This is a genomic window from Streptococcus pseudopneumoniae, assembly GCF_001072375.1.
GTDB lineage: Bacteria > Bacillota > Bacilli > Lactobacillales > Streptococcaceae > Streptococcus > Streptococcus pseudopneumoniae_L.
Map to the genome: position 1 here is coordinate 1 of NZ_JVKV01000033.1, position 25,081 is coordinate 25,081.

33 protein-coding genes are annotated in these 25,081 nt (G+C 41.0%); 27 read left to right on the forward strand and 6 right to left on the reverse strand.

Annotated elements, in window-relative coordinates:
- Window positions 1-315 precede the first annotated feature (315 nt).
- The 5 genes from ADH31_RS02685 (at window position 316) to ADH31_RS02710 (ending at window position 3,432) form a co-directional block, all read left to right on the forward strand.
- The gene (locus ADH31_RS02685) at window positions 316-1,095 is read left to right on the forward strand and encodes a hypothetical protein (RefSeq protein WP_001040188.1); all 780 of its coding nucleotides are present in this window, start codon (window positions 316-318) and stop codon (window positions 1,093-1,095) included.
- A 1-nt stretch (window position 1,096) separates the two neighbouring features.
- The gene (locus ADH31_RS02690) at window positions 1,097-1,279 is read left to right on the forward strand and encodes a hypothetical protein (protein ID WP_000511389.1); all 183 of its coding nucleotides are present in this window, start codon (window positions 1,097-1,099) and stop codon (window positions 1,277-1,279) included.
- A 321-nt stretch (window positions 1,280-1,600) separates the two neighbouring features.
- The gene (locus tag ADH31_RS02700; RefSeq protein WP_000368732.1) at window positions 1,601-1,834 is read left to right on the forward strand and encodes a DUF1858 domain-containing protein; all 234 of its coding nucleotides are present in this window, start codon (window positions 1,601-1,603) and stop codon (window positions 1,832-1,834) included.
- Entirely contained in the window at window positions 1,834-3,168 is a 1,335-nt protein-coding gene (locus ADH31_RS02705; protein ID WP_000752903.1) for a DUF438 domain-containing protein, read from the forward strand. Before ADH31_RS02700 ends, ADH31_RS02705 begins: the two co-directional genes overlap by 1 nt.
- A 9-nt stretch (window positions 3,169-3,177) precedes the next feature.
- Window positions 3,178-3,432 (forward strand): DUF1912 family protein, encoded by a 255-nt coding sequence (locus tag ADH31_RS02710; protein WP_000119716.1) that lies wholly within the window; start codon window positions 3,178-3,180, stop codon window positions 3,430-3,432.
- Window positions 3,433-3,469: 37 nt separating this feature from the next.
- Here ADH31_RS02710 and ADH31_RS02715 read toward each other — a convergent pair whose 3' ends face one another.
- Entirely contained in the window at window positions 3,470-3,775 is a 306-nt protein-coding gene (locus tag ADH31_RS02715; RefSeq protein ID WP_001031486.1) for a DUF6693 family protein, read from the reverse strand.
- Between the two features lie 163 nt (window positions 3,776-3,938).
- On the opposite strand from ADH31_RS02715, the gene ADH31_RS02720 reads away from it, so the two are divergent.
- From ADH31_RS02720 to groL, 7 genes are all read left to right on the forward strand, one after another.
- Window positions 3,939-4,229 carry a DUF4651 domain-containing protein gene (locus tag ADH31_RS02720; protein WP_000850670.1) on the forward strand — a complete coding sequence of 97 codons (291 nt, stop codon included), beginning with the start codon at window positions 3,939-3,941 and terminating at the stop codon, window positions 4,227-4,229.
- Window positions 4,226-4,543, forward strand: coding sequence for a thioredoxin family protein (locus ADH31_RS02725; RefSeq protein WP_000586527.1), 318 nt, complete (start codon window positions 4,226-4,228; stop codon window positions 4,541-4,543). The genes ADH31_RS02720 and ADH31_RS02725 overlap by 4 nt, the downstream gene beginning before the upstream one ends.
- A gap of 13 nt (window positions 4,544-4,556) precedes the next feature.
- Window positions 4,557-5,183: a YtpR family tRNA-binding protein gene (gene ytpR / locus ADH31_RS02730; RefSeq protein ID WP_049508917.1), complete on the forward strand. Its 627-nt coding sequence runs from the start codon at window positions 4,557-4,559 to the stop codon at window positions 5,181-5,183.
- Between the two features lie 29 nt (window positions 5,184-5,212).
- Complete coding sequence (locus ADH31_RS02735) at window positions 5,213-5,974, forward strand: SDR family NAD(P)-dependent oxidoreductase (RefSeq protein WP_049508918.1); 762 nt, start codon at window positions 5,213-5,215, stop codon at window positions 5,972-5,974.
- Between the two features lie 74 nt (window positions 5,975-6,048).
- Complete coding sequence (locus tag ADH31_RS02740; protein ID WP_049508919.1) at window positions 6,049-6,444, forward strand: single-stranded DNA-binding protein; 396 nt, start codon at window positions 6,049-6,051, stop codon at window positions 6,442-6,444.
- Between the two features lie 155 nt (window positions 6,445-6,599).
- Entirely contained in the window at window positions 6,600-6,884 is a 285-nt protein-coding gene (gene groES / locus ADH31_RS02745) for a co-chaperone GroES (protein ID WP_049508920.1), read from the forward strand.
- Between the two features lie 15 nt (window positions 6,885-6,899).
- Window positions 6,900-8,519 carry a chaperonin GroEL gene (groL, locus tag ADH31_RS02750; protein ID WP_001030003.1) on the forward strand — a complete coding sequence of 540 codons (1,620 nt, stop codon included), beginning with the start codon at window positions 6,900-6,902 and terminating at the stop codon, window positions 8,517-8,519.
- A gap of 98 nt (window positions 8,520-8,617) precedes the next feature.
- Here the strand turns inward: groL and serS are convergent, their stop codons facing one another.
- The 3 genes from serS to ADH31_RS02765 form a co-directional block, all read right to left on the reverse strand.
- Window positions 8,618-9,892 (reverse strand): serine--tRNA ligase, encoded by a 1,275-nt coding sequence (gene serS / locus ADH31_RS02755; protein ID WP_049508921.1) that lies wholly within the window; start codon window positions 9,890-9,892, stop codon window positions 8,618-8,620.
- A 213-nt stretch (window positions 9,893-10,105) separates the two neighbouring features.
- The gene (locus tag ADH31_RS02760) at window positions 10,106-10,477 is read right to left on the reverse strand and encodes a DUF956 family protein (protein WP_049508922.1); all 372 of its coding nucleotides are present in this window, start codon (window positions 10,475-10,477) and stop codon (window positions 10,106-10,108) included.
- 2 nt (window positions 10,478-10,479) lie between these two features.
- A complete protein-coding gene (locus tag ADH31_RS02765; protein WP_049508923.1) occupies window positions 10,480-11,844 on the reverse strand; it encodes an aspartate kinase in 1,365 nt (454 codons plus the stop codon).
- Between the two features lie 158 nt (window positions 11,845-12,002).
- Here ADH31_RS02765 and ADH31_RS02770 point away from each other — a divergent pair, with 158 nt between their 5' ends.
- The 15 genes from ADH31_RS02770 (at window position 12,003) to ADH31_RS02840 (ending at window position 24,217) form a co-directional block, all read left to right on the forward strand.
- Entirely contained in the window at window positions 12,003-12,560 is a 558-nt protein-coding gene (locus tag ADH31_RS02770) for a hypothetical protein (RefSeq protein ID WP_049503069.1), read from the forward strand.
- Between the two features lie 110 nt (window positions 12,561-12,670).
- Window positions 12,671-13,456, forward strand: a complete 786-nt coding sequence (locus ADH31_RS02775) for an enoyl-CoA hydratase (protein ID WP_049508924.1) — start codon at window positions 12,671-12,673, stop codon at window positions 13,454-13,456.
- A 91-nt stretch (window positions 13,457-13,547) separates the two neighbouring features.
- The gene (locus tag ADH31_RS02780; RefSeq protein ID WP_000386343.1) at window positions 13,548-13,982 is read left to right on the forward strand and encodes a MarR family winged helix-turn-helix transcriptional regulator; all 435 of its coding nucleotides are present in this window, start codon (window positions 13,548-13,550) and stop codon (window positions 13,980-13,982) included.
- The gene (locus ADH31_RS02785) at window positions 13,982-14,956 is read left to right on the forward strand and encodes a beta-ketoacyl-ACP synthase III (RefSeq protein ID WP_049508925.1); all 975 of its coding nucleotides are present in this window, start codon (window positions 13,982-13,984) and stop codon (window positions 14,954-14,956) included. The genes ADH31_RS02780 and ADH31_RS02785 overlap by 1 nt, the downstream gene beginning before the upstream one ends.
- 56 nt (window positions 14,957-15,012) lie before the next feature.
- Entirely contained in the window at window positions 15,013-15,237 is a 225-nt protein-coding gene (locus ADH31_RS02790) for an acyl carrier protein (protein WP_000257840.1), read from the forward strand.
- Window positions 15,238-15,353: 116 nt separating this feature from the next.
- Window positions 15,354-16,328 (forward strand): enoyl-[acyl-carrier-protein] reductase FabK, encoded by a 975-nt coding sequence (gene fabK / locus ADH31_RS02795; RefSeq protein WP_049508926.1) that lies wholly within the window; start codon window positions 15,354-15,356, stop codon window positions 16,326-16,328.
- Window positions 16,321-17,241 (forward strand): ACP S-malonyltransferase, encoded by a 921-nt coding sequence (gene fabD, locus ADH31_RS02800; RefSeq protein ID WP_049508927.1) that lies wholly within the window; start codon window positions 16,321-16,323, stop codon window positions 17,239-17,241. The genes fabK and fabD overlap by 8 nt, the downstream gene beginning before the upstream one ends.
- Window positions 17,242-17,273: 32 nt before the next feature.
- Window positions 17,274-18,008, forward strand: coding sequence for a 3-oxoacyl-[acyl-carrier-protein] reductase (gene fabG / locus ADH31_RS02805; protein WP_049508928.1), 735 nt, complete (start codon window positions 17,274-17,276; stop codon window positions 18,006-18,008).
- A gap of 22 nt (window positions 18,009-18,030) precedes the next feature.
- On the forward strand, window positions 18,031-19,266 hold the full coding sequence (gene fabF / locus ADH31_RS02810) for a beta-ketoacyl-ACP synthase II (RefSeq protein WP_049508929.1): 1,236 nt from the start codon (window positions 18,031-18,033) through the stop codon (window positions 19,264-19,266).
- 2 nt (window positions 19,267-19,268) lie between these two features.
- Window positions 19,269-19,751 carry an acetyl-CoA carboxylase biotin carboxyl carrier protein gene (gene accB / locus ADH31_RS02815; RefSeq protein WP_049508930.1) on the forward strand — a complete coding sequence of 161 codons (483 nt, stop codon included), beginning with the start codon at window positions 19,269-19,271 and terminating at the stop codon, window positions 19,749-19,751.
- On the forward strand, window positions 19,748-20,170 hold the full coding sequence (fabZ, locus tag ADH31_RS02820; protein ID WP_000565515.1) for a 3-hydroxyacyl-ACP dehydratase FabZ: 423 nt from the start codon (window positions 19,748-19,750) through the stop codon (window positions 20,168-20,170). Before accB ends, fabZ begins: the two co-directional genes overlap by 4 nt.
- An 11-nt stretch (window positions 20,171-20,181) precedes the next feature.
- Window positions 20,182-21,549 carry an acetyl-CoA carboxylase biotin carboxylase subunit gene (gene accC / locus ADH31_RS02825; protein WP_049508931.1) on the forward strand — a complete coding sequence of 456 codons (1,368 nt, stop codon included), beginning with the start codon at window positions 20,182-20,184 and terminating at the stop codon, window positions 21,547-21,549.
- 34 nt (window positions 21,550-21,583) lie between these two features.
- On the forward strand, window positions 21,584-22,447 hold the full coding sequence (gene accD, locus ADH31_RS02830) for an acetyl-CoA carboxylase, carboxyltransferase subunit beta (protein WP_049503080.1): 864 nt from the start codon (window positions 21,584-21,586) through the stop codon (window positions 22,445-22,447).
- A complete protein-coding gene (locus ADH31_RS02835) occupies window positions 22,447-23,214 on the forward strand; it encodes an acetyl-CoA carboxylase carboxyl transferase subunit alpha (RefSeq protein ID WP_049508932.1) in 768 nt (255 codons plus the stop codon). Before accD ends, ADH31_RS02835 begins: the two co-directional genes overlap by 1 nt.
- 277 nt (window positions 23,215-23,491) lie before the next feature.
- Window positions 23,492-24,217, forward strand: coding sequence for a CPBP family intramembrane glutamic endopeptidase (locus ADH31_RS02840; RefSeq protein ID WP_049508933.1), 726 nt, complete (start codon window positions 23,492-23,494; stop codon window positions 24,215-24,217).
- Between the two features lie 54 nt (window positions 24,218-24,271).
- On the opposite strand, the gene nusB is transcribed toward ADH31_RS02840, so the two are convergent.
- On the reverse strand, window positions 24,272-24,694 hold the full coding sequence (gene nusB / locus ADH31_RS02845; RefSeq protein WP_000203647.1) for a transcription antitermination factor NusB: 423 nt from the start codon (window positions 24,692-24,694) through the stop codon (window positions 24,272-24,274).
- Window positions 24,687-25,076, reverse strand: coding sequence for an Asp23/Gls24 family envelope stress response protein (locus ADH31_RS02850; protein ID WP_000510582.1), 390 nt, complete (start codon window positions 25,074-25,076; stop codon window positions 24,687-24,689). The genes nusB and ADH31_RS02850 overlap by 8 nt, the downstream gene beginning before the upstream one ends.
- Between the last annotated feature and the right edge of the window lie 5 nt (window positions 25,077-25,081).

Sequence of the window (25,081 nt, forward strand, 5' to 3'; positions counted from 1 at the left end):
AATACTCTTCGAAAATCTCTTCAAACCACGTCAGCGTCGCCTTATCGTAGGTATGGTTACTGACTTCGTCAGTTCTATCCACAACCTCAAAACACTGTTTTGAGCAACCTACGGCTAGCTTCCTAGTTTGTTCTTTGATTTTCATTGAGTATAAGAAAGAGGGGCAACCCTCTTTTTTGTGTGTCTATAAGTAGGTCGTTGTCTAATCAGATTAGATGAGTAGAAATCAAGGAAATAAAATAGATCTTGAAAATATCATTTATTCCATAAATATGATAAGATAAAGCTTGATATGAATGAAAAACGGAGATAGAGATGGCTAAAGAAGATGTGGCGATGCAAGTGTTGCAACAGGTAGTAAAACTTCCTGTCGTCAAAGTGAACCGGTCAAAATTTTTAATGGATAAATTCTCTAAGGAAGTGGCTTCAAAGGATATTCCTAGATTATTGGAAGAAGGGCCGACAGCTTTATTACCTCAGGAAACCTTAGATCGAGTGGCCAATGCCTGTATTAAAGACAGTGTTTTACTGGCAAGTGGGACATCTGTTTTAGCAGGTTTGCCTGGAGGTATTGCCATGGCAGTTACCATTCCGACAGATGTAGCCCAGTTTTACGCATTTTCATTAAAACTAGCCCAGGAGCTAGGCTATATTTACGGCTACGATGATCTCTGGGCTTCGCGAAATGAGCTGAGCGAAGAAGCTAAAAATACCCTCTTGCTCTATCTGGGAGTGATGTTGGGAGTAAATGGTGCGGGCGCTCTACTTCGTTCTGGTGGTGTTTCAGTTGCTAAGCAAGTGATGAAAATTGTAAACAGAAAGGCTTTGACAAAGACTCTTTGGTATCCAATTTTGGAAAAAGTTCTGAAAATCTTTGGAGTGAATCTGACCAAGGGAGGATTGGCTAAGGGGATGGGGAAAGTTATCCCTATCTTAGGTGGAGTCCTATCAGGTGGCTTAACCTTTGCGACCATGAAACCCATGGGAGAAAGATTGCAAAAAGAATTGTCCAAATTGATTAACTACGATGAAGCACAATATCAAAGAGATGTTGCCACTATCCAAAAAGAGGTTGAAATCATCGAAGGAGATTGACATGGGGATCATAAAAGTATTGGCCAAAACTTATGGCAATTATCTTCTTACAACCCAAGCTTTAAAAGTTGCAGAAACCATAAAAAAAGATGAAAACACAGTCGTTAGTTTGGCGAAATTAGTTCTCGTAGATAAGCTTATGGATACAGCTACTTGGTTGATGAAGCCGGAGGATAAAGAATGAAATCTTTTTGGAGATTCTTTACTCTTCTTTTTATAACACCAATTGTTGGTCTGATAAAAATTCTCTGGTTCCTAATCTCTTTCGCCTTCCAATTGTTGTTTTATAAGATTCTTTTCAAGATCATAGACTGGTTTTTCAAACTTCTCTGATGATCATGGTAAGGATAAGACTTTGAGGTTTTACTAGTAAGAGTCTATATAATTAGAAATAATGAAGTAATACGAAATAAACTAGCAAGTCTTCTATTGCTAGTTTTTTAATCTTTGCCCTTGTGGTATAATAAAAAAGAAAAAACTGTTAGAGAATATGATGGAGGTTATGATGGACAATATCATTGATGTATCTATTCCTGTTGCGGAAGTGGTGGACAAACATCCAGAAGTTTTAGATATCCTAGTAGAACTTGGTTTTAAACCTCTTGCAAATCCCTTGATGCGAAATACAGTCGGACGAAAAGTATCGCTCAAACAGGGGTCTAAGCTGGAGGGAACTCCTATGGATAAGATTGTACGCACACTGGAAGCAAATGGTTACGAAGTGATTGGATTAGACTAATGGCAGATGAACGAATTCATGTCCTACGGGATATTTTATTAGAATTGCATAATGGAGCCTCACCTGAATCCGTTCAGGAGCGCTTTGATGCGACCTTTACAGGTGTATCAGCTATCGAGATTTCTCTCATGGAGCATGAGTTGATGAACTCTGACTCAGGTGTGACATTTGAAGACGTCATGGAGCTCTGTGATGTCCATGCCAATCTCTTTAAAAATGCTGTTAAGGGTATCGAAGTTGAAGATACCGAGCATCCAGGTCATCCCGTGCGTGTCTTTAAGGATGAAAATCTAGCCCTTCGTGCTGCCTTGATTCGTGTTCGTAGATTATTAGATACATATGAGTCTATGGAAGACGAGGAAATGCTGGCGGAAATGCGTAAGGGTTTGGTTCGTCAGATGGGGCTTGTAGGCCAGTTTGACCGTCACTACCAGCGTAAGGAAGAACTCTTCTTTCCTATTATGGAGCGTTATGGACATGATTCACCACCAAAAGTCATGTGGGGAGTCGATGACCAGATCAGGGAACTTTTTCAGAAAGCCCTGGCGACAGCCAAGTCCCTACCAGAAGTGTCCATTAGCACTGTAAAGGAAGCTTTTGAAGCTTTTGCGACAGAGTTTGAAAGTATGATTTTCAAGGAAGAATCCATCCTCCTCATGATTCTACTCGAATCCTTTACCCAGGATGACTGGATTCAGATTGCCGAGGAAAGTGATGCTTATGGTTATGCTATCATCCGACCTTCTGAAAAATGGGTGCCAGAACGTAAAAGCTTTGTTGAGGAAAAGAGTGCAGAAGAGCCCGTGCAACTAGACGCAGCAGAAGGCCAAGTTCAGAAGGTTATCGATACGCCAGAAGGTCAGTTTACCATCACCTTCACACCTAAGGAAAAGGAAGCAGTGCTGGACCGCCATAGCCAACAGGCTTTCGGTAATGGCTATCTCTCAGTCGAGCAGGCTAATCTTATTCTCAACCATCTGCCAATGGAAATTACCTTTGTTAATAAGGATGATATTTTCCAGTATTACAATGACAATACGCCAGCAGATGAGATGATTTTCAAGCGGACACCTTCTCAAGTAGGGCGAAATGTTGAGCTTTGTCACCCGCCCAAGTACCTTGATAAGGTAAAGACCATTATGAAAGGTCTTCGTGACGGGGTCAAGGACAAGTATGAGATGTGGTTCAAGTCCGAGTCACGAGGTAAGTTTGTCCATATCACCTATGCTGCAGTACACGATAAAAATGGAGAATTTCAAGGTGTATTGGAGTATGTTCAGGATATCCAGCCTTACCGTGAGATTGATACAGACTATTTCCGTGGATTAGAATAAGGAGAAAAAATGAGTTACGAACAAGAATTTATGAAAGAATTTGAAGCTTGGGTTAATACCCAAATCATGATTAATGATATGGCGCTCAAGGAAAGCCAAAAGGTCTATGAAGAAGATCAAGATGAGCGTGCTAAAGATGCCATGATTCGCTATGAAAGCCGCTTGGATGCTTACCAGTTCTTGCTAGGCAAATTTGAAAACTTCAAGGCAGGCAAGGGTTTCCATGAATTGCCAGAGGATTTGTTTGGTGAGAGACATTATTAAGAGCTATAAAAAAAGTGTGGTCTATAAACCGCACTTTTTACATATGATGGGTATGTTTGGTAATCCATTGTTCTGTTTTTATTTTTAACCAAAATGAATAGATTCCAAGAGTGATAATCGTCAGTAAGAACCATTTGATCCAATTTCCAAATAACTGGGCGCCAGTTCCATCAAAGTATAAACGCTGACCATCGATGACAGTATGTCTGATTTTCCAATCTTGCATAAAACAAACGGCCCAAGGTGTGGCAATTCCTAGAGTTAAGGCGATGATGAAAAAAGCGACAATTGAGTGCCCAATAAAGCTGAGTAATCCACCGTCAAAATAACTTTCTTTGTTCATATAGAGTCTCCTTAGAATTTTATAGATAAGTAAATCATTACTTTGAGGTGTTGTACCATAGGAGGAGATAGGAGTCAATATTTCTTGAAATGAGGAACTATAGTTCAAACGAAAATAGCATTCACGATTTGTCCTACTTATCTTTTTGTGTTACAATGTTAGCATGAAAACGAAAAATATCATTAAAACAGGTTTGGCATTAGTAGGCCTCGGAGCACTTGCTTTTGGAGCTAAGAAAGTAGCCGATGATCACAAACTCATGAAAACGCAGGAAGAGTTGACCGCTATTGTGCGTGACTCCTTTTCAGAGATGGGTGAGATAGCGACTCTCTATGTCCAAGTGTATGAAAGTAGCCTAGAACGTCTCGTTGGTGGTGTCATTTTTGAGGATGGTCGTCACTATACCTTTGTCTATGAAGATGAAGATCTTATCTATGAGGAGGAAGTCTTATGATAATTCCTCATAGTTTGGAAGAACTAGCTAATCTAGTTGAACAGGATGGCAAGAAGGTCTTCCTTTTTGTTGCGGATTGGTGTGGCGATTGTCGTTATATCTACCCTGCATTGCCAGAGATTGAAGAGTCAAATCCAGAGTTTACCTTTATACGAGTAGACCGTGATGAGTACATGGACTTAGCCAAACTTTGGGATGTCTACGGGATTCCAAGTCTTGTTGTCTTAGATAAGGACAAGGAGATTGGACGCTTTGTCAATCGTGACCGTAAAACCAAGGCACAAATTAACGACTTTTTAGCAGGATTAAAATAGGAGAAAAGAAAGAATGATTTTTACATATAACAAAGAACATGTCGGTGATGTCCTTATGGTCATCGTGAAAAACAGTGGCGATGCTAAACTAGATGTTGAACGTAAAGGCAATGTGGCGCGTGTTTTCCTAAAGGAAACAGGTGAAACTGTTGCTTGGAACATTTTTGAAGTTTCTAGCATGTTTGAAATCGCTGAGCGCGGGCAAGTCTTTTTAACTGACGACCAAGTAGTTCGTTTGAACCAAGAATTGCAAGCTCAAGATTTTACCGAAGAGATTATCAATGACAAGGAACCGAAATTTGTGGTTGGTGAGATTGTAGAAATGGTTGCACATCCAGATAGTGATCACTTGAACATCTGTCAAGTTGCTGTTGGAAATGATAAGACAGTGCAAATCGTGGCAGGTGCTCCAAATGCGCGTCTTGGTTTGAAAACCATTGTAGCTCTTCCGGGAGCTATGATGCCAAAAGGGAATCTCATTTTCCCAGGGGAACTTCGTGGGGAAAAGAGTTTTGGGATGATGTGCAGTCCTCGTGAACTTGCCTTACCAAACGCTCCACAAAAGCGTGGTGTTATTGAATTGTCAGAAGACCAAGTTGTTGGAACACCATTTGACCCAGCCAAACATTGGACAGCTTAAATTTGTTCAGTTAGATAGGAGAAAGTAAGATGGCAAAAAATGTTGTGATCACAGGTGCAACATCAGGTATTGGGGAAGCAATCGCGCGTGCCTATCTAGAAAAAGGTGAGAATATCGTTCTCACAGGGCGTCGAACAGAAAGACTTGAAGCTCTCAAAACTGAGTTCGCAGAAGCCTTTCCAAATCAAAAAGTTTGGACCTTTCCCCTTGATGTGACCGATATGACAATGGTTAAAACTGTTTGTTCAGAAATTCTTGAAGCAGTAGGTTCGATTGATATTTTAGTTAATAATGCTGGGCTGGCTCTTGGCTTAGCTCCCTATCAGGACTATGAAGAGTTGGATATGCTGACCATGCTGGATACCAATGTCAAGGGCCTGATGGCTGTTACTCGCTGTCTCTTGCCTTCTATGGTAGCAGCCAATCAAGGCCATATCATTAATATGGGTTCAACCGCAGGTATTTACGCTTACGCTGGTGCAGCAGTCTATTCAGCAACCAAGGCTGCAGTCAAAACATTTTCAGATGGATTACGGATTGATACCATCGCAACGGATATCAAGGTGACGACTATTCAGCCAGGTATTGTAGAGACTGACTTTTCAAAAGTCCGTTTCCATGGAGATGAGGCACGGGCTGCAACGGTCTATCAGGGACTTGAAGCCTTGCAGGCGCAAGATATTGCAGATACTGTAGTTTATGTGACCAGCCAACCTCGTCGTGTGCAAATCACAGATATGACCATCATGGCCAATCAACAAGCCACTGGATTTATGATTCACAGAGATTAATATTATTTAAAAAAGTTACAAATTTTGTAACTTTTTTTGATTTCCTTCGAATAGATAAGTAGGAGGATGAAAAAATGTTTAATAAAATTATTCTTATTGGAAGAATCGTGGCAACACCAGAATTGCACAAAACCAACAATGACAAGTCCGTTGCACGAGCAACTATCGCAGTGAACCGTCGTTACAAAGACCAAAACGGGGAACGTGAAGCAGACTTCATCAATATTGTGGTCTGGGGCAAATTGGCTGAAACCTTGGCAAGTTATGGTAGCAAAGGCAGTCTCATTTCTGTGGATGGGGAACTTCGTACCCGTAAGTTTGAGAAGAATGGCCAGACCAACTATGTAACAGAAGTTCTCTGTACAGGTTTCCAACTCTTAGAAAGTCGCGCCCAACGTGCTATGCGTGAAAATAATGCAGGACAAGACTTGGCAGATTTGGTCTTGGAAGAAGAGGAACTTCCGTTTTAAAATGACAAGAGTTTGAGAATTTTCTCCAACTCTTTTTGTGTTATAAATCAGACTTTTTTCTTGACTATTTTTGACCAAGTGATACAATAGAACTATGGTTTAGCACTCGTTTGTAAAGAGTGCTAACAATATGATTATCTTATGGAGGAAAACAGATGTTGAAACCATTAGGGGACCGTGTGGTCTTGAAAATTGAAGAGAAAGAACAAACAGTCGGAGGCTTTGTCCTCGCAAAATCAGCCCAAGAAGAAACGAAAACAGCTACAGTAGTGGCTACTGGACAAGGTGTTCGCACCTTGAACGGTGATTTGGTTGCCCCAAGTGTAAAAGTTGGAGATCAGGTTTTGATTGAAGCTCATGCAGGTATCGAGGTCAAAGATGGTGACGAAAAATATGTCATCGTTGGTGAAGCTAACATCTTAGCAATCGTGGAAGAATAATAGGAGGAAGTAAGTATGGCAAAAGACATTAAATTTTCATCAGATGCTCGTTCAGCTATGGTACGTGGTGTTGATATCCTAGCTGATACGGTTAAAGTAACCTTGGGACCTAAAGGTCGTAACGTTGTTCTTGAAAAATCATTTGGTTCACCATTGATTACCAATGATGGTGTGACCATCGCTAAAGAAATCGAACTAGAAGACCATTTTGAAAATATGGGTGCCAAGTTGGTGTCAGAAGTGGCTTCTAAAACCAATGACATCGCTGGTGACGGGACAACAACTGCAACAGTTTTGACCCAAGCTATTGTTCGTGAAGGGATCAAAAACGTTACAGCAGGAGCAAATCCAATCGGTATTCGTCGAGGGATTGAAGCAGCGGTTGCAACTGCTGTAGAAGCCTTGAAGAACAATGCCATTCCAGTATCAAGCAAGGAAGCTATTGCACAAGTCGCTGCCGTATCCTCTCGTTCTGAAAAAGTAGGTGAGTACATCTCTGAAGCCATGGAAAAAGTTGGCAAGGATGGAGTTATCACTATTGAAGAATCACGTGGGATGGAAACAGAGCTTGAAGTTGTAGAAGGAATGCAATTTGACCGTGGTTATCTATCACAGTACATGGTCACTGACAATGAAAAAATGGTTGCAGACCTTGAAAATCCATACATTTTGATTACAGATAAGAAGATTTCAAATATTCAAGAAATCTTGCCCCTACTAGAAAGCATCCTTCAAAGCAGTCGTCCACTCTTGATTATTGCAGACGATGTTGACGGTGAAGCTCTTCCAACTCTTGTTTTGAACAAAATTCGTGGAACCTTCAACGTAGTTGCTGTTAAGGCACCTGGATTTGGTGACCGTCGTAAGGCTATGCTGGAAGACATCGCGATTTTGACAGGCGGAACTGTTATTACAGAAGATCTTGGTCTTGAATTGAAAGATGCTACTATCGAAGCGCTTGGTCAAGCAGCTAAAGTGTCTGTTGATAAAGATAGTACAGTCATTGTAGAAGGTGCAGGTAATCCTGAAGCAATTGCTAACCGTGTTGCTGTCATCAAATCACAAATTGAAACAACAACTTCAGAATTTGACCGTGAAAAACTCCAAGAACGCTTGGCTAAGTTGTCAGGTGGGGTAGCAGTTATCAAGGTCGGAGCTGCGACTGAAACAGAATTGAAAGAAATGAAACTCCGCATCGAAGACGCCCTCAATGCGACTCGCGCAGCTGTTGAAGAAGGTATCGTTGCAGGTGGTGGTACTGCCCTTGTCAATGTTATCTCTGCTGTTGCTGCCTTGGAGTTAGAAGGCGATGAAGCAACAGGTCGCAATATTGTTCTTCGCGCCTTAGAAGAGCCTGTTCGTCAAATCGCTTATAATGCAGGTTATGAAGGTTCAATCGTAATTGATCGTTTGAAAAATGCAGAGCTTGGAACAGGCTTCAATGCTGCAACAGGTGAATGGGTCAACATGATTGAAGCAGGAATTATCGATCCTGTTAAGGTTAGCCGTTCAGCCCTTCAGAATGCAGCTTCAGTAGCAAGCTTGATTCTAACAACAGAAGCAGTCGTAGCTAACAAACCAGAACCCGCTGCACCAGCGCCAGCTATGGATCCATCTATGATGGGTGGCTACTAAGAAATAAATAAAAACAGGTAGAATGAAAGATTTCTACCTGTTTCTTTTGAATTACTCAAAAAGAGGGAGCTCAGCTTCCTCTTTTTACATTCAATTAATTATGGTTTGATAACTTCAGCTCCACCCATGTATGGACGAAGAACTTCTGGAATGGTCACAGAACCATCTTCGTTTTGATAGTTTTCAAGGATAGCAGCGACTGTACGTCCAACAGCAAGTCCAGAACCATTCAAAGTATGAAGAAGTTTAACCTTACCATCGGCTTCATCACGGTAACGGATTTGGGCACGACGAGCTTGGAAATCTTCTGTATTTGAACAGCTTGAGATTTCACGGTAGGTATTTTGCGCAGGGATCCATACTTCCAAGTCATAAGTCTTAGCAGCAGAGAAGCCCATATCTCCTGTAGAGAGAGCTACTACACGGTATGGAAGGTTGAGTTTTTGAAGGATGTTTTCAGCGTTGGCTGTCATCTTTTCCAATTCTTCGTATGATTCTTCAGGTTTGGCAAATTTCACCATTTCTACCTTGTGGAATTGGTGTAAACGAATCAAACCACGAGTATCACGACCAGCTGAACCAGCTTCAGAACGGAATGATGGACTCATAGCAGTAAAGTAGATTGGCAAGTCTTTTCCATCAAGAATTTCATCACGGTAGTAGTTGGTCAGAGGAACTTCAGCTGTAGGAATGAGGACATAGTTCGTATCTTTCAATTCAAACGTATCTTCTTTGAATTTTGGATATTGACCAGTACCGAACATAGAATCATGGTTAACCATGTAAGGTGTGATGACTTCAGTGTAACCTTCTTTACCATGTTCATCTAGCATAAAGTTGTAAATAGCACGTTCCAAACGAGCCCCAAGTCCTTTATAGAAGAGGAAGCGCGCTCCAGTTACCTTTCCACCACGTTCCCAGTCAAGAATACCAAGATTTTCACCGAGATCCCAGTGGGCTTTTGGTTCAAAGTCAAACTCACGAGGAGTTCCCCAACGGCGAACTTCTACATTATCATCTTCATCGGCACCAATTGGAACACTGTCAGCTGGGATATTTGGAAGAGTAGTGGTAAATTCTGTCAATTTAGCATCGATTTCAGCCAATTCTGCATCGAGTGCTTTGACTTCAGCAGATAGGGTTTGCATGGCAGCAATCTTATCATCGGCATTTTCCTTGTTGCGCTTAGCTTGAGCAATTTCTGCAGAAACCGTGTTACGCTCAGCCTTGAGGGTTTCAACCTTAACCAAGATGTCACGTCGTTTGGCATCGATTTCTTTCATCTCGTTCAAGATAGCAGCATCTACACCACGTGTAGCTAGTTTTTCTGCGACAGCATCAAAGTCTGTACGAATACGTTTGATATCTAACATATAAACTCCTTTATGAAAAAAGCACACCTGACAAAGCGTTGGAGTGGCAGGGCCACGGTTCCATCCAACTTCACAGGTGTGCACTTGATTCTGTATTTGATTTAAAACAACGGTAGAATTTCAATTAAATCTTCTATCTGCTCGCAGCACCCGCAGACTTTCTGAAAGAAGGAAGTAACCTACTTATCCGTTTCTATGATTATACTAAACTTTCTATTTTTTTGCAAATAGATTTTTAATTTTTCGACCAATGATTTGGACTAAGGTAGGAAGTTTGACTACCTTGTCATTTCCCAGTTTTTCACGAGCTATTTTAAGAATTTTTCCAGAGTCTTTTGAGGCGAAGAGAAATTTTCCTTGATCTGTAAAGATTTCAAAATGACGACTAACCTTGCGGCCTGAAACATTGGCTCCGATTTGATTAATGCTGGACCATGGAATTTGAATATAGTCCTCGACATTTCGATCTGCGTAAAATTCTAGCGCATGATCTCCAACCAGAAATTTTCCAACCTTTCCTGTAATGGAGAGATAGGAAGTTCCAGTTGTTTGCAAGTCGACGACCTTGTTGAGGGATTGTGCCATGTTTAGTCTTCCTTATTTTCACCGAAAAATGCTTGGTAGAGAGCTTTAAGGGCGGCTTTTTCTTGGTCTTTATGGACAACAAACATGATAGAAACTTCACTAGAGCCTTGTGACATCATTTGGATGTTGATGTTGTTCTCAGATAGGGCACGAGTGGCTGTAGCAGTTACCCCGATATGACGCTTCATTTTTTCCCCAACAATCATAATGATAGAGAGGTCGTGTTCGATTTCAGCGTGGTCTACCTCTGCTTTTTGGACTAATTGACGAAGGATTTCTTCTTCCTTGATCGGAGTCAATTCTCGTGAACGTAAGATGATAGACAGGTCATCGATACCAGTTGGCATGTGTTCCCAACCAATATTAAGGTCCTCAAGGATCTGAAGAACTTTACGACCAAAACCGATTTCGCGGTTCATCAGATACTTAGACATATTAATGCTGACAAAGCCAGAATCACCAGCGATCCCAACAACTGGGAATTTGTCGCTGCTATGTTGTAGCACAATGCGAGTACCTGGGTGGTCTGGATTATTGGTATTTTTAATGACAAGAGGAATTTTCCCACGGTAGGCTGGCAAGAGAGCTTCGTCATGGAGTACAGAGAATCCAGCATAGGCCAATTCACGCATTTCACGGTAGGTCAATTCAGGGATAGAGTGTGGCTTATGGATAATACCAGGGTGGGCTGCAAAGATTCCATCTACATCCGTAAAGTTTTCATAGAGGTCAGCCTTGACACCAGCAGCAATGATAGAACCAGTGATATCTGAACCCCCACGTGAGAAGGTACAAATTTGATCTTCTTTCGTAACACCGAAGAAACCAGGGATAACAAGAACTTCTGAACTATTATTGAGTTCTTCAATTTTGTCATAACTTGAAGGGATGATACGAGCATTTCCAGGCTCACTAGTAACTACAATTCCAGCTTCTCTTGGATGGACATAACGTGCTTCAATTCCGTTTTGATTGAAGTAAGCAGCAATTAGCTTGGCATTATTATTTTCCCCTGCAGCCAGGAAGGTATCATAGAGAAACTTATTATCTTCAATTGGAAGAGTAGCTAGAGAGCGAATGCTTTTTGAAATTTTGTCTAAAACGGCTGGTTTAAGACCTAATTCGCTAACCATAGCAGCATAGCGATCAATAATCCAGTTTTGGCTTTTGCTAATATCATTTCCAGCCACATAGTCGCGGTAGTATTTAATCAAGGCATCTGTAACCTTAGTGTCTTCAGAATTACGTTTACCAGGGGCAGATACAACCACAAAACGACGTTCTGGGTCACTTTTGACAATATTTAAAACTTTTTCTAATTGGCTAGCAGAGGCAAGCGAGCTTCCACCAAATTTAACAACCTTCATAAGAACTCCTAAAGTAAGTATTTTATACGATTATAGCAGAAAGAGGGGCTTTTTTCAATCTGGAAAATGTCCTATATAATTGTTTGAACGTCTCATCAGAAAAGCTTATAATAAAGGAGTAGGGGGAAAACTCTTCACATATAAAGGAGTTGAGCAAGATGATTAAAAGAGTGTTTTGTTTAATACTATTCTTTACCTTCGTGATGCTTCCTACAAGTATCGGAGCAACTTATCATTCTCCTCCCAGTGGTCGTTTGACCGGAGAAGAATTAGCGATTGAGTATGCTCAGGAAGGTCAGATATCAGTTGAGAGGGCTAAAAATATCTTATCTATCGATTTTTCAGATAGTAAGTCAAGGACTTATCGAATTCTCTCTGAAAAGGTTATCGTCAATCCTAACTATGAAGCTAGAGTCAAGTTTTACTGTCGAACAGATGAAAGTGGACAATTTAGAGGAATCACGAAACTCTTAGCTGCAAGTCTGGTCAACAAGGACGGGGATAAGGAAGCTCCTTTTACAGGGAATCTTTTTGCCTACCTAGAAGATCCCAATCGTATTTTTTACATGGTTTCAGGAGAATTCTACCATAAAGGATTCAACAAAGAACAGCTCTATCAGAGAGAAGGAGGGCGGATGCTTGAAGTCATTTATGATTTCAAATATGATGCAAGTACTGGTTTTCCTTTATTTTTAGAGACCAAACTAAGTTTTTAAAATCGGCCGATACACTTTTGGTCGATTTTTCTCTTGTTTTAAAATCCAGAAAAAGATATAATTTGAAAATAAAATAATTTAATCTTCGTTGTAAATTGAAAGGAGTGCCTATGGATCATATTCTCTATCAAGTTCAAGACGATTTAGCGATACTAACTTTAAATCGTCCTGAGGTGGCCAATGGTTTTCATATTCCTATGTGTCAAGAAATTCTAGAAGCATTGGAATTGGCTGAAAAAGATGCTTCGGTTTCGTTTGTTCTCATTAATGCTGCCGGCAAAGTCTTCTCTGTTGGGGGCGATCTAGTAGAAATGAAACGTGCTGTAGATGAGGATGATATTGCTTCACTCACCCAAATCGCGGAGTTGGTAAATACGATTTCTTATAAGATTAAACAAATTCCTAAACCAGTCATTATGGAGGTGGATGGAGCAGTTGCTGGGGCAGCAGCTAATATGGCTTTGGCAGTTGATTTCTGTATTGCTTCTGACAAAGCTAAATTCATCCAGGCCTTTGTAGGTGTGGGCTTGGCTCCCGATGCGGGAGGTTTATTCTTGCTTACACGATCGCTTGGTGCGACTCGGGCAACGCAATTAGCTATGACGGGTGAAGCTTTCACAGCAGAAAAAGCACTGGAAGCTGGAGCTGTCTATCGTCTTTGTGCTAGTGATCAATTAGAAAAGACAAGAGAGCAACTATTGAAGAAGTTGAGACGAGGTTCTTCTAACTCCTATGCTGCTGTTAAGAAGTTAGTCTGGGAGAGCGAATTTAAGCAGTGGCACGAGTACGCACAGCTAGAATTGGAATTGCAAAAATCTCTATCTTATACGGAGGATTTCAAAGAAGGTGTTCGTGCACATTCTGAGAGAAGACGTCCAAAATTTATCGGAAAATAAAAAAATACTTGCACAATTCTTTGAAGTTTGATATACTTTTTTTGTCAAATGTTTTGATATTTAAACTTTTTTGATAAGGGAGGGAAGAGAATTGGACTACCAACGGATCAATGACTATTTAACATCTATTTTTAATAACGTCCTGGTGATTGAGGAAGTGAGTTTGCGAGGTAGTCGTTTCAAGGACATCTCTATCAAGGAAATGCACACGATTGATGTGATTGGTAAGTTTCCAGATGTGACACCAAGTCAAGTGTCCAAAGAGCTGATGGTAACTCTAGGAACAGTGACAACTAGCTTGAACAACTTGGAACGAAAAGGTTACATCGAACGCTTACGTTCAGATCAGGATCGTCGTGTAGTACATCTGCATTTGACCAAGAAAGGTCGACTCGTACATCGTCTCCATAAACGTTTCCACAAGGCCATGGTCGAAAGAATTATTGAAGGCATGAGCCCAGAGGAAATGGACGTCATGAGTAAAGGTTTGACCAATCTTTATCAATTTTTGGAGGATTTGAAATAATGGCTTTTGCAAAAATAAGCCAGGTTGCTCATTATGTACCAGAGCAGATTATCACAAATGAGGATTTAGCTCAGGTTATGGATACGAGTGATGAATGGATTTCAAGTCGAACTGGGATTAAGGAACGTCGCATTTCTAAGACAGAATCAACAGGAGATTTGGCAACGGCAGTTGCAAAACAACTCCTAGAGAAGTCAGGGATTTCTGCTGAAGAGTTGGATTTTATCATTCTAGCTACGATGACACCTGACTCGATGATGCCTTCAACAGCCGCTCGTGTTCAGGCTAAAATCGGCGCTCACAAGGCTTTTGCCTATGACTTAACGGCTGCCTGTAGTGGCTTTATCTTTGCCCTATCAACTGCAGAGAAGCTTATCTCTTCAGGAGGTTATCGTAAGGGTCTAGTTATCGGAAGTGAAACCATGTCAAAAGCTTTAGACTGGTCGGATCGCTCAACAGCTGTCCTATTTGGAGACGGTGCTGGGGGCATCTTGTTAGAAGCAAGCGAAGAGCCACATTTCCTAGCGGAGAGTCTCAATAGCGATGGTTCGCGTAGTGAGTGTTTGACCTTTGGACAGACTGGTTTAACTTCACCATTTTCAAATCAAGAAAAGCCCGATGCTTTCTTGAGAATGGATGGCCGAGCAGTTTTTGATTTTGCGATTCGAGATGTTGCTAAGTCTATAAAAAACACCATAGAAGAGAGTCCTCTGTCGGCAGAAGAACTAGACTATCTCCTGCTTCATCAAGCTAATATCCGCATTCTAGATAAGATGGCTAGAAAGATCGGTGTAGATCGAGACAAGCTTCCTGCCAATATGACCAAGTATGGAAATACCAGTGCGGCAAGTATTCCGATCCTACTTTCAGAGTGTGTAGAGGAAGGGCTCATTCGTTTAGATGGTAGCCAAAATATTCTCTTGTCAGGCTTCGGTGGAGGTTTGACATGGGGCACGCTTATTGTTACAATTTAGGTAATCATGTGGTGAACACATTGTTATAAAAACTATTAATTTTAAAGGAGTCTATCATGGCAGTATTTGAAAAAGTACAAGAAATTATCGTTGAAGAACTTGGAAAAGATGCATCAGAAGTAACACTTGAATCTACTTTTGATGATTTGGATGCAGATTCATTGGACTTGTTCCAAGTGATCTCAGAAATTGAAGATGCTTTTGATATCCAAATCGAAGCTGAAGACAACTTGAAAACAGTTGGTGACTTGGTTGCTTACGTTGAAGAGCAAACAAAATAATTAAAATAAATGAAGAAGGAGTAGGGGGAACCCGCTCCCTCTTGTTTAGGTAATAGTTTGACTGTCAAATTATAATGTAGTCGAACTATTACGTAAGCAAGACATATGGAGGCACTATGAAAACACGTATTACAGAATTATTGAATATTAAATATCCTATCTTCCAAGGTGGAATGGCCTGGGTTGCAGATGGTGACCTTGCTGGAGCTGTTTCAAAAGCAGGTGGTCTAGGTATCATCGGTGGAGGAAATGCTCCTAAAGAAGTGGTTAAGGCTAATATCGATAAGATTAAATCTTTAACAGACAAGCCTTTTGGTGTCAACATTATGCTTCTGTCTCCATTTGTTGATGATATTGTCGACCTCGTCATTGAAGAAGGGGTTAAGGTAGTCACAACTGGCGCAGGAAACCCAAGTAAATACATGGAGCGATTCCATGAAGCGGGAATCACCGTTATTCCAGTAGTTCCTAGTGTTGCTTTGGCTAAACGGATGGAAAAAATCGGTGCAGACGCTGTTATTGCAGAAGGTATGGAAGCAGGTGGACACATCGGTAAACTAACAACTATGACCTTGGTTCGTCAAGTTGCAGCTGCTGTTTCTATTCCTGTTATCGCTGCTGGTGGTATTGCAGACGGTGAAGGAGCTGCTGCTGGCTTTATGCTTGGTGCAGAGGCTGTGCAAGTAGGAACTCGTTTTGTAGTTGCTAAAGAATCAAATGCCCATCCTAACTATAAAGCTAAAATTTTAAAAGCTCGTGATATTGATACAACGATTTCGGCACAACATTTTGGACACGCAGTTCGTGCCATTAAAAACAAATTGACTCGTGATTTCGAGCAAGCTGAAAAAGATGCCTTTAAACAAGAAAATCCAGATTTAGAAATCTTTGAACAAATGGGTGCAGGAGCCTTAGCTAAAGCTGTTGTCCATGGGGATGTGGATGGCGGTTCAGTGATGGCCGGCCAGATTGCAGGTCTGGTTTCGAAAGAAGAAACTGTTGAAGAAATCTTAAAAGATATTTACTACGGTGCAGCTGAAAAGATTCAAGCAGAAGCTGCTCGTTGGGCAGGAGTTATAAGAAATGACTAAAACAGCCTTTCTATTTGCAGGTCAAGGAGCCCAGTACCTTGGAATGGGACATGAACTATACGACCAATATGCTATCGTCAAGGAAACAATTGACCAAGCTAGCCAAGTATTAGGCTATGACCTCCGTGACTTGATTGATAATGATGAAACAAAGCTACATCAGACTCGTTACACGCAGCCAGCTATTTTAGCTACATCAGTTGCTATTTACCGACTACTAAAGGAGAAAGGTTACCAGCCTGATATGGTGGCAGGTTTGTCTCTTGGAGAATATTCTGCCCTTGTAGCTAGTGGTGCCTTGGATTTTGAAGATGCAGTAGCTCTAGTTGCTAAACGTGGGTCTTATATGGAAGAAGCAGCACCAGCAGGATCAGGGAAAATGGTAGCTGTGCTTAATACACCGGTTGAAGTGATTGAAAAAGCTTGTCAAGAAGCTTCTCAACTTGGTGTTGTAACTCCAGCCAACTACAATACGCCGAGTCAAATTGTTATTGGTGGGGAGGTAGCTGCAGTAGATTGTGCAGTTGAACTTTTGCAAGAAGCAGGAGCAAAACGTTTGATTCCGCTCAATGTTTCTGGGCCTTTCCATACAGCTTTATTGGAATCTGCTAGTCAAAAATTAGCTCAAGCCCTGACAGAAGTTGAATTTTCTGACTTTGCTTGTCCACTTGTTGGTAATACAGAAGCGAAGGTCATGGAAAAAGAACGTATTGCAGAACTTTTGACTCGTCAAGTCAAGGAGCCTGTCCGTTTTTATGAAAGTATTGCAGTCATGCAAGAAGCGGGTGTCACTCGTTTTATCGAGATTGGACCTGGTAAAGTCTTGTCAGGATTCGTCAAAAAAATTGATAAAACAGCTCAGCTTTCTAATGTGGAAGATCAAGCAAGCTTACAAGCACTCTTAGAAAATTAGACCAAAATGGTATAAGTTCTGAAAGGAGAAAAATGAAACTAGAACAGAAAAATGTCTTTATTACAGGCTCAAGTCGAGGAATTGGTCTTGCCATTGCTCATAAATTTGCCAGCTTGGGAGCCAATGTTGTCTTGAATAGTCGTGGTGAAATCTCCGAGGAGCTTCTAGCCAAATTTAAACCATACGGGGTGAAGGTTCTTGCTATTTCTGGTGACGTTTCTGATTTTGCGGACGCAAAACGTATGGTAGACCAAGCCATTGAAGAGCTGGGTTCAGTTGATATCTTAGTGAATAATGCTGGTATTACTCAAGACACTCTCATGCTCAAGATGACGGAAGAAGATTTTGAGAAGGTCTTGAAAGTCAATTTGACAGGGGCTTTCAATATGACACAATCAGTCTTGAAACCGATGATAAAAGCTCGCGAAGGTGCTATCATCAATATGTCTAGTGTTGTTGGTCTGATGGGTAATATCGGTCAAGCAAACTACGCTGCATCCAAAGCTGGTTTGATTGGATTTACTAAATCAGTAGCACGTGAGGTTGCTAATCGCAATGTGCGTGTCAATGCCATTGCTCCAGGAATGATTGAATCAGATATGACTGCTGTTCTATCTGATAAGGTCAAAGATGCCATGTTGGCACAAATTCCGATGAAACAATTTGGCCAAGCTGAGCAAGTCGCAGAGGTCACGGCCTTTCTTGCAAGTCAAGATTATCTAACGGGACAGGTCATTGCAATTGATGGTGGACTAACCATGCAATAAGAGTTAAAATAGAGGTATGAAAATGAAACTAAATCGAGTAGTAGTAACAGGTTATGGATTAACATCTCCAATTGGGAACACACCAGAAGAATTTTGGAACAGTCTTAAAAATGGAAAGATTGGAATTGGTGAAATCACCAAGTTTGATCACAGTACTTTTGACGTTCATAATGCGGCAGAAATCCAGGATTTTCCGTTTGATAAATACTTTGTAAAAAAAGATACCAATCGTTTTGATGACTATTCTTTGTATGCCTTGTATGCAGCTCAAGAAGCAGTGAACAATGCTAATCTTGATGTAGAGACTCTTGATAGAGACCGCTTTGGTGTCATCGTTGCATCAGGTATCGGTGGGATTAAAGAAATCGAAGATCAAGTGCTTCGACTTCATGATAAGGGACCAAAACGTGTAAAACCATTGACACTTCCAAAAGCCTTGCCAAATATGGCTGCAGGTAATGTTGCTATGCGCTTTGGAGCAAATGGTATCTGTAAATCTATCAATACAGCTTGTGCTTCATCAAATGATGCTATCGGAGATGCTTTCCGTTCTATCAAGTTTGGTTTCCAAGATATCATGTTGGTTGGAGGTTCAGAATCATCTATTACTCCATTTGCGATTGCTGGTTTCCAAGCCTTAACAGCTCTTTCAACAACAGAGGACCCAACTCGTGCTTCTATTCCATTTGATAAGGATCGTAATGGATTTGTCATGGGTGAAGGATCAGGTATGTTGGTACTTGAAAGTTTAGAGCATGCTGAAAAACGTGGTGCAACTATCTTAGCTGAAGTTGTTGGTTACGGTAACACTTGTGATGCCTACCATATGACTTCACCACATCCAGAAGGACAAGGGGCTATTAAAGCTATCAAACTTGCCTTGGAGGAAGCTGAAATCACACCAGACCAAGTAGCTTATGTCAATGCTCACGGTACCTCAACTCCTGCTAATGAAAAGGGAGAAAGTGGAGCGATTGTAGCTGTTCTTGGTAAGGAAGTTCCTGTATCTTCAACGAAGTCATTTACAGGACACTTGCTCGGTGCAGCTGGTGCAGTTGAAGCAATTGCAACAATTGAAGCCATCCGTAACAACTATGTTCCAATGACAGCTGGAACAACAGAATTATCAGACTACATTGAAGCAAATGTTATTTATGGACAAGGCTTGGAACGTGAAATTCCTTATGCTATCTCAAATACTTTTGGATTTGGTGGGCATAATGCAGTTCTTGCTTTCAAACGTTGGGAGAATAAGTAAAGATGAATTTAAATGAAATCAAAGACTTGATGGCGCAGTTTGACCAGTCGAGCTTGAGAGAATTTTCTTATAAAAATGGAACGGATGAGTTGCTCTTCAGCAAGAATGAAGCAAAACTTGTTACAGAAACAAGTCCAGCACCTCAACCTGTGGTTCCAGCAACTGCACCTACAGTTGCACCACAAGCTCCAACTTCAACACCAGCTGTAGAAGTAGTTTCAGAAACAAGCGCTACTGAATCTGTAGCTGAAGGAGATCTAGTAGAGAGTCCACTGGTTGGAGTTGCTTACTTGGCTGCTGGACCAGACAAACCTAATTTTGTTTCAGTCGGAGATACTGTTAAAAAAGGTCAAACCTTGGTCATCATCGAAGCCATGAAAGTCATGAACGAAATTCCAGCACCTAAAGATGGTGTTGTAACAGAAATTCTAGTTGAAAATGAAGAAATGGTTGAGTTCGGGAAAGGCTTGGTACGTATCAAATGATTGATATTCAAGGAATTAAAGAAGCATTGCCTCACCGCTATCCAATGCTCTTAGTGGATCGTGTTTTGGAAGTTAGCGAAGATACAATTGTTGCCATTAAAAATGTGACGATTAACGAACCTTTCTTCAATGGTCATTTTCCTCAATACCCAGTTATGCCTGGAGTCCTCATTATGGAAGCCTTGGCTCAGACAGCAGGTGTTTTGGAATTGTCTAAACCAGAAAACAAAGGGAAGCTCGTTTTCTATGCTGGTATGGACAAAGTGAAATTTAAAAAACAAGTTGTTCCTGGTGATCAGCTTGTCATGACAGCAACTTTCGTCAAACGTCGTGGCACAATCGCCGTAGTAGAAGCGAAGGCAGAAGTAGATGGTAAGCTTGCAGCAAGCGGTACTCTAACTTTTGCTATTGGAAACTAGGGAGGTTTTCCATGTTTCGTAAGATTTTAATTGCCAATCGTGGTGAAATCGCTGTTCGTATTATTCGTGCGGCACGAGAATTAGGAATTGCAACAGTCGCTGTCTATTCGACTGCTGACAAGGAAGCTCTCCACACGCTTTTGGCTGATGAGGCTATCTGTATCGGCCCTGGGAAGGCTACAGAATCTTATCTGAACATCAATGCCATCCTATCAGCTGCGGTCTTGACTGAAGCTGAAGCTATTCACCCTGGATTTGGTTTTTTAAGTGAAAATTCCAAATTTGCAACCATGTGTGAAGAAGTTGGTATCAAATTTATCGGACCATCAGCTCGTGTCATGGATGTCATGGGTGATAAAATTAACGCCCGTGCTCAAATGATTAAGGCTAACGTACCCGTCATTCCGGGTTCAGATGGAGAAGTCCATACTGCAGAAGAGGCCCTTGCTATTGCTGAAAAAATTGGTTATCCAGTTATGCTCAAAGCTTCAGCTGGAGGTGGTGGTAAAGGGATTCGTAAGGTTGAAAAAGCAGAAGATCTCGTGTCAGCCTTTGAAACAGCCTCTAGTGAAGCCAAAGCCAACTTTGGTAATGGGGCTATGTATCTTGAGCGTGTGATTTATCCTGCTCGCCATATTGAAGTACAGATTCTTGCTGACCAGATGGGACATGTTATTCACCTTGGTGAACGTGACTGTTCGCTTCAACGGAATAACCAAAAGGTTTTAGAAGAAAGTCCTTCCATTGCTATTGGAAAAACCCTTCGTAATGAAATTGGTGCAGCGGCAGTTCGTGCAGCGGAGTCTGTTGGTTACGAGAATGCTGGTACCATTGAATTCCTGCTAGATGAAGCGACTGGTAAATTCTACTTTATGGAGATGAATACGCGTGTCCAAGTAGAACATCCAGTAACCGAATTTGTATCTGGTGTGGATATTGTCAAGGAACAAATCCGTATCGCAGCAGGTCAACCTTTGACTTTAAAACAAGAAGATATTGTTCTAAAAGGACATGCTATTGAGTGTCGTATCAATGCGGAAAACCCAGCCTTTAATTTTGCACCAAGTCCAGGTAAGATTACCAATCTGTATCTACCGAGTGGTGGTGTGGGCTTGCGTGTGGATTCAGCAGTCTATCCTGGTTATACCATTCCGCCATACTATGATAGTATGATTGCTAAAATTATTGTTCATGGTGAAAATCGTTTTGATGCACTCATGAAAATGCAACGAGCTCTTTATGAACTCGAAATTGAAGGGGTTGTCACCAATGCTGATTTCCAACTGGATCTGATTTCAGATCGTCGAGTGATAGCAGGAGACTATGACACCTCATTCTTGATGGAGACCTTCTTACCACACTATCAAGAAAAAGAATAATGTAAAAAGACTATGAGACCGAAAAGGGGGATGTATGGCTCTATTTAGTAAAAAAGATAAATATATTCGAATCAATCCCAATCGTTCGACTGTAAATCAACCTCAGATCAAGCCAGAGGTTCCAGATGAGCTCTTCTCCCAATGTCCAGGTTGCAAATATACGATTTACCAAAAGGACTTGGGGAGTGAGCGGATATGCCCTCACTGTGGCTATACCTTCCGTATTTCAGCTCAAGAGCGTTTAGCTTTAACCATTGATATGGGTACGTTTTTGGAAATGTTTAAAGGGATTGAGACTCAGGATCCTTTGAATTTTCCAGGTTATCGTAAAAAATTGACTTTGATGCGTGAAAAGACAGGTCTTGATGAGGCTGTTGTAACAGGAACAGCTTTGATTAAGGGAGAGAAGGTTGCCCTTGGTATCATGGATTCTAACTTTATCATGGCATCGATGGGGACAGTTGTTGGTGAGAAAATCACTCGCTTGTTCGAATATGCGACTGCTGAAAAATTACCTGTAGTATTGTTTACAGCTTCTGGTGGAGCACGAATGCAGGAAGGAATCATGAGCTTGATGCAGATGGCCAAAATCTCTGCCGCAGTCAAACGTCATTCCAATGCAGGTCTCTTTTATCTGACAATCCTTACCGACCCGACGACTGGAGGAGTAACAGCTTCCTTCGCTATGGAAGGGGATATCATCTTGGCGGAACCTCAAAGTTTGGTAGGTTTTGCTGGACGCCGTGTGATTGAAAATACAGTAAGAGAAGACCTACCAGAAGACTTCCAGAAAGCAGAGTTTTTACTGGAACATGGTTTTGTGGATGCAATTATTAAACGGCGAGAATTGCCAGATACGATTGCTCGATTAGTAAGACTACACAGGAGGGAGAGTTGATGAATATTGCGAAAATCGTTAGAGAAGCTCGTGAACAAACTCGCCTAACAGCCTTGGATTTCGCAACAGGAATTTTTGATGATTTTATTGAGCTGCATGGGGATCGCTCCTTCCGTGATGATGGTGCTATTATTGGTGGTATCGGTTGGTTGGGAGACCAAGCAGTGACTGTTGTTGGAATCCAAAAAGGTAAAAGTTTACAAGATAATCTTAACCGTAACTTTGGTCAACCTCATCCTGAAGGTTATCGAAAAGCCCTTCGTTTGATGAAGCAAGCAGAAAAGTTTGGTCGTCCAATTGTAACCTTTATCAATACTGCTGGTGCCTATCCTGGTGTAGGCGCAGAAGAACGTGGTCAAGGTGAAGCCATTGCTCGCAATCTCTTTGAAATGAGCGACCTAAAAGTGCCCATTATTGCCATTATTATCGGAGAAGGTGGCTCTGGTGGAGCTCTAGCTCTAGCAGTGGCTGACCATGTTTGGATGCTAGAAAACTCTATCTATGCAGTTCTCAGTCCCGAAGGCTTTGCTTCCATCTTGTGGAAAGATGGCACGCGTGCCATGGAAGCAGCTGAGTTGATGAAAATCACTTCCCATGAACTTTTGGAGATGGAAGTCGTAGATAAGGTTATTTCAGAGAGAGGCCTCTCTGCCAAAGAGCTGCTAGCTCGTGTAAAAAATGAACTTCAAACAGAAATTGAACAATTAAAACAATTACCGTTGGAGAAACTTTTGGAAGAGCGTTATCAACGCTTTAGAAAGTATTAAAAAGTAAGCTAGAACTAAAAAAGGTTCTAGCTTTTTGGTTTCTCTCAAAAATTCATTTCAGGATTAAAAATTGACAGTTGAGGAAATGGAACTGAGAGTCGTTAAAAAAAGATGTATATTATATAATAAGGAATGATAATCTATAAGTGCTACAGAGAATAGACTAAGTTTTTATAGATTTTATGCTGTGTTTGGTCAGTATGTAACTGATAAACTGAATAAGGGGGTGTTATTTTTTTCCTCCATCAAGGTAATTTTAATTTTTTAAGGAGTGAGTATGAAAAAACTAGGACATTTGGGAGTCTATACATTCTTTGTATTCCTCTCAGTTTATCTACTAGAGTTTAGTAGTCTTCATCTGACTAAGTTTTTAGGATGGGGGATAGATGGCTATTATAGCATTTCAGCAGTTGGGGAAGTAACTCTTTTAGTGATGTTTGTCTGCTGGTTGAAAAAGAAAAAAATGATTTATATTTTTGAAAAAAAGGGCTCGAAGAAGTCAAGATTCTTTTTCCTTGTAGTTAGTCTAGCGGCTACTTATTTTGTTCGTCAGTTGGTGGATGCTTTTGACTTAAGATTCCACCACTTAACTGACAATAAGTATATCTTTCAAGACCTTCTTTCGGTCCTATACTCCAATGGACAACCAACTTTTCTATCAACTGTTCTCAAGTTTAGTTTAATAGTAGTCGTCGCACCTATATTGGAGGAGATAGTTCTGAGAGGATATTTTATGAATACCTTCTTTCCAAACTCTAAGTATTATCTGGATGTTATCTTATCAGCCCTTATCTTTGGAATCAGTCATTTGGTGTTTTCCCATCGCGATCCTATCAGTTTGATCATTTATAGTTTAGGAGGCCTTTTCTTTGCCCTGGTCTACCGTTGGACAAAGAATCTAAAAATCACAATCCTGTGCCATAGTTTTTTCAACTTTCTCACTTATGCCAAGCCCATCTGGATTTTTGTTTATAATTATGTCTATTACCACTTTTTTAGATAGTGGAAGGCAAAGAAAAAAGTGTTTGATAATTGTCAAACACTTTTTCTATATTATTTAATCTTCTTCTGTCACAAATTGACTGAGGAGTCCATTGATGAAACGGGCTGACTTTTGATCTGAAAAGCTCTTAGCAAGTTCAATAGCTTCGTTAACAGCTACGAGTTGAGGAGTATCAAATGAAGTGATTTCAAAAACTCCTAGGCGTAGTAAATTCTTTTCTACCAAAGTCAGACGATCGATGGTCCAACCAGTTTTCAAATGTTGAGTGATTTGTTTGTCCAGATCATCCTTCTTAGCTTGGACACCAGAAACGAGCTCTACAAGGAAGTTAGGAAGTTGTACGTCTGTATCTTCGCGATCATGTGTGTAGGCGAAGCGACAAGCAGTTTCTAGATCTGAACCATATTCAAGACTCATCAAGGCTTGGAAAGCACACTTACGTAGTTCACGTCTAGATTCTAATAATGGACTAGTCATTGAGGAAGTCCTCGTCGAATAAGTCTTTCAATTCTGGTTTTGGTGTTTTATCTGGAACGATACCTGAAACGTGAATGTTGACAGCAGAGATTTCAACATCAGCCATGTTACGGACAGCATCCTTAACAGCTTTCTGGATAGCCATAGCAACCTTAGGAACTTTGACACCGTACTCTAGGTAGAGGTAGATATCAGCTGTGAGCTCATCGTTTGCTTCTTTTAGATATACGCCACGACCAAGAGAAAGTTTTGAAAGGGTGTCAGATACTGATTTGTTTGAAAAAGAGTGTACGCCTTCAACTTTCGCAGTTGCAATAGCAATGATTTTTTCAAGTACACGTGGGGCGATGACGATTTCGCCAAGTTGTTCTTCAATTCCCATAGAAT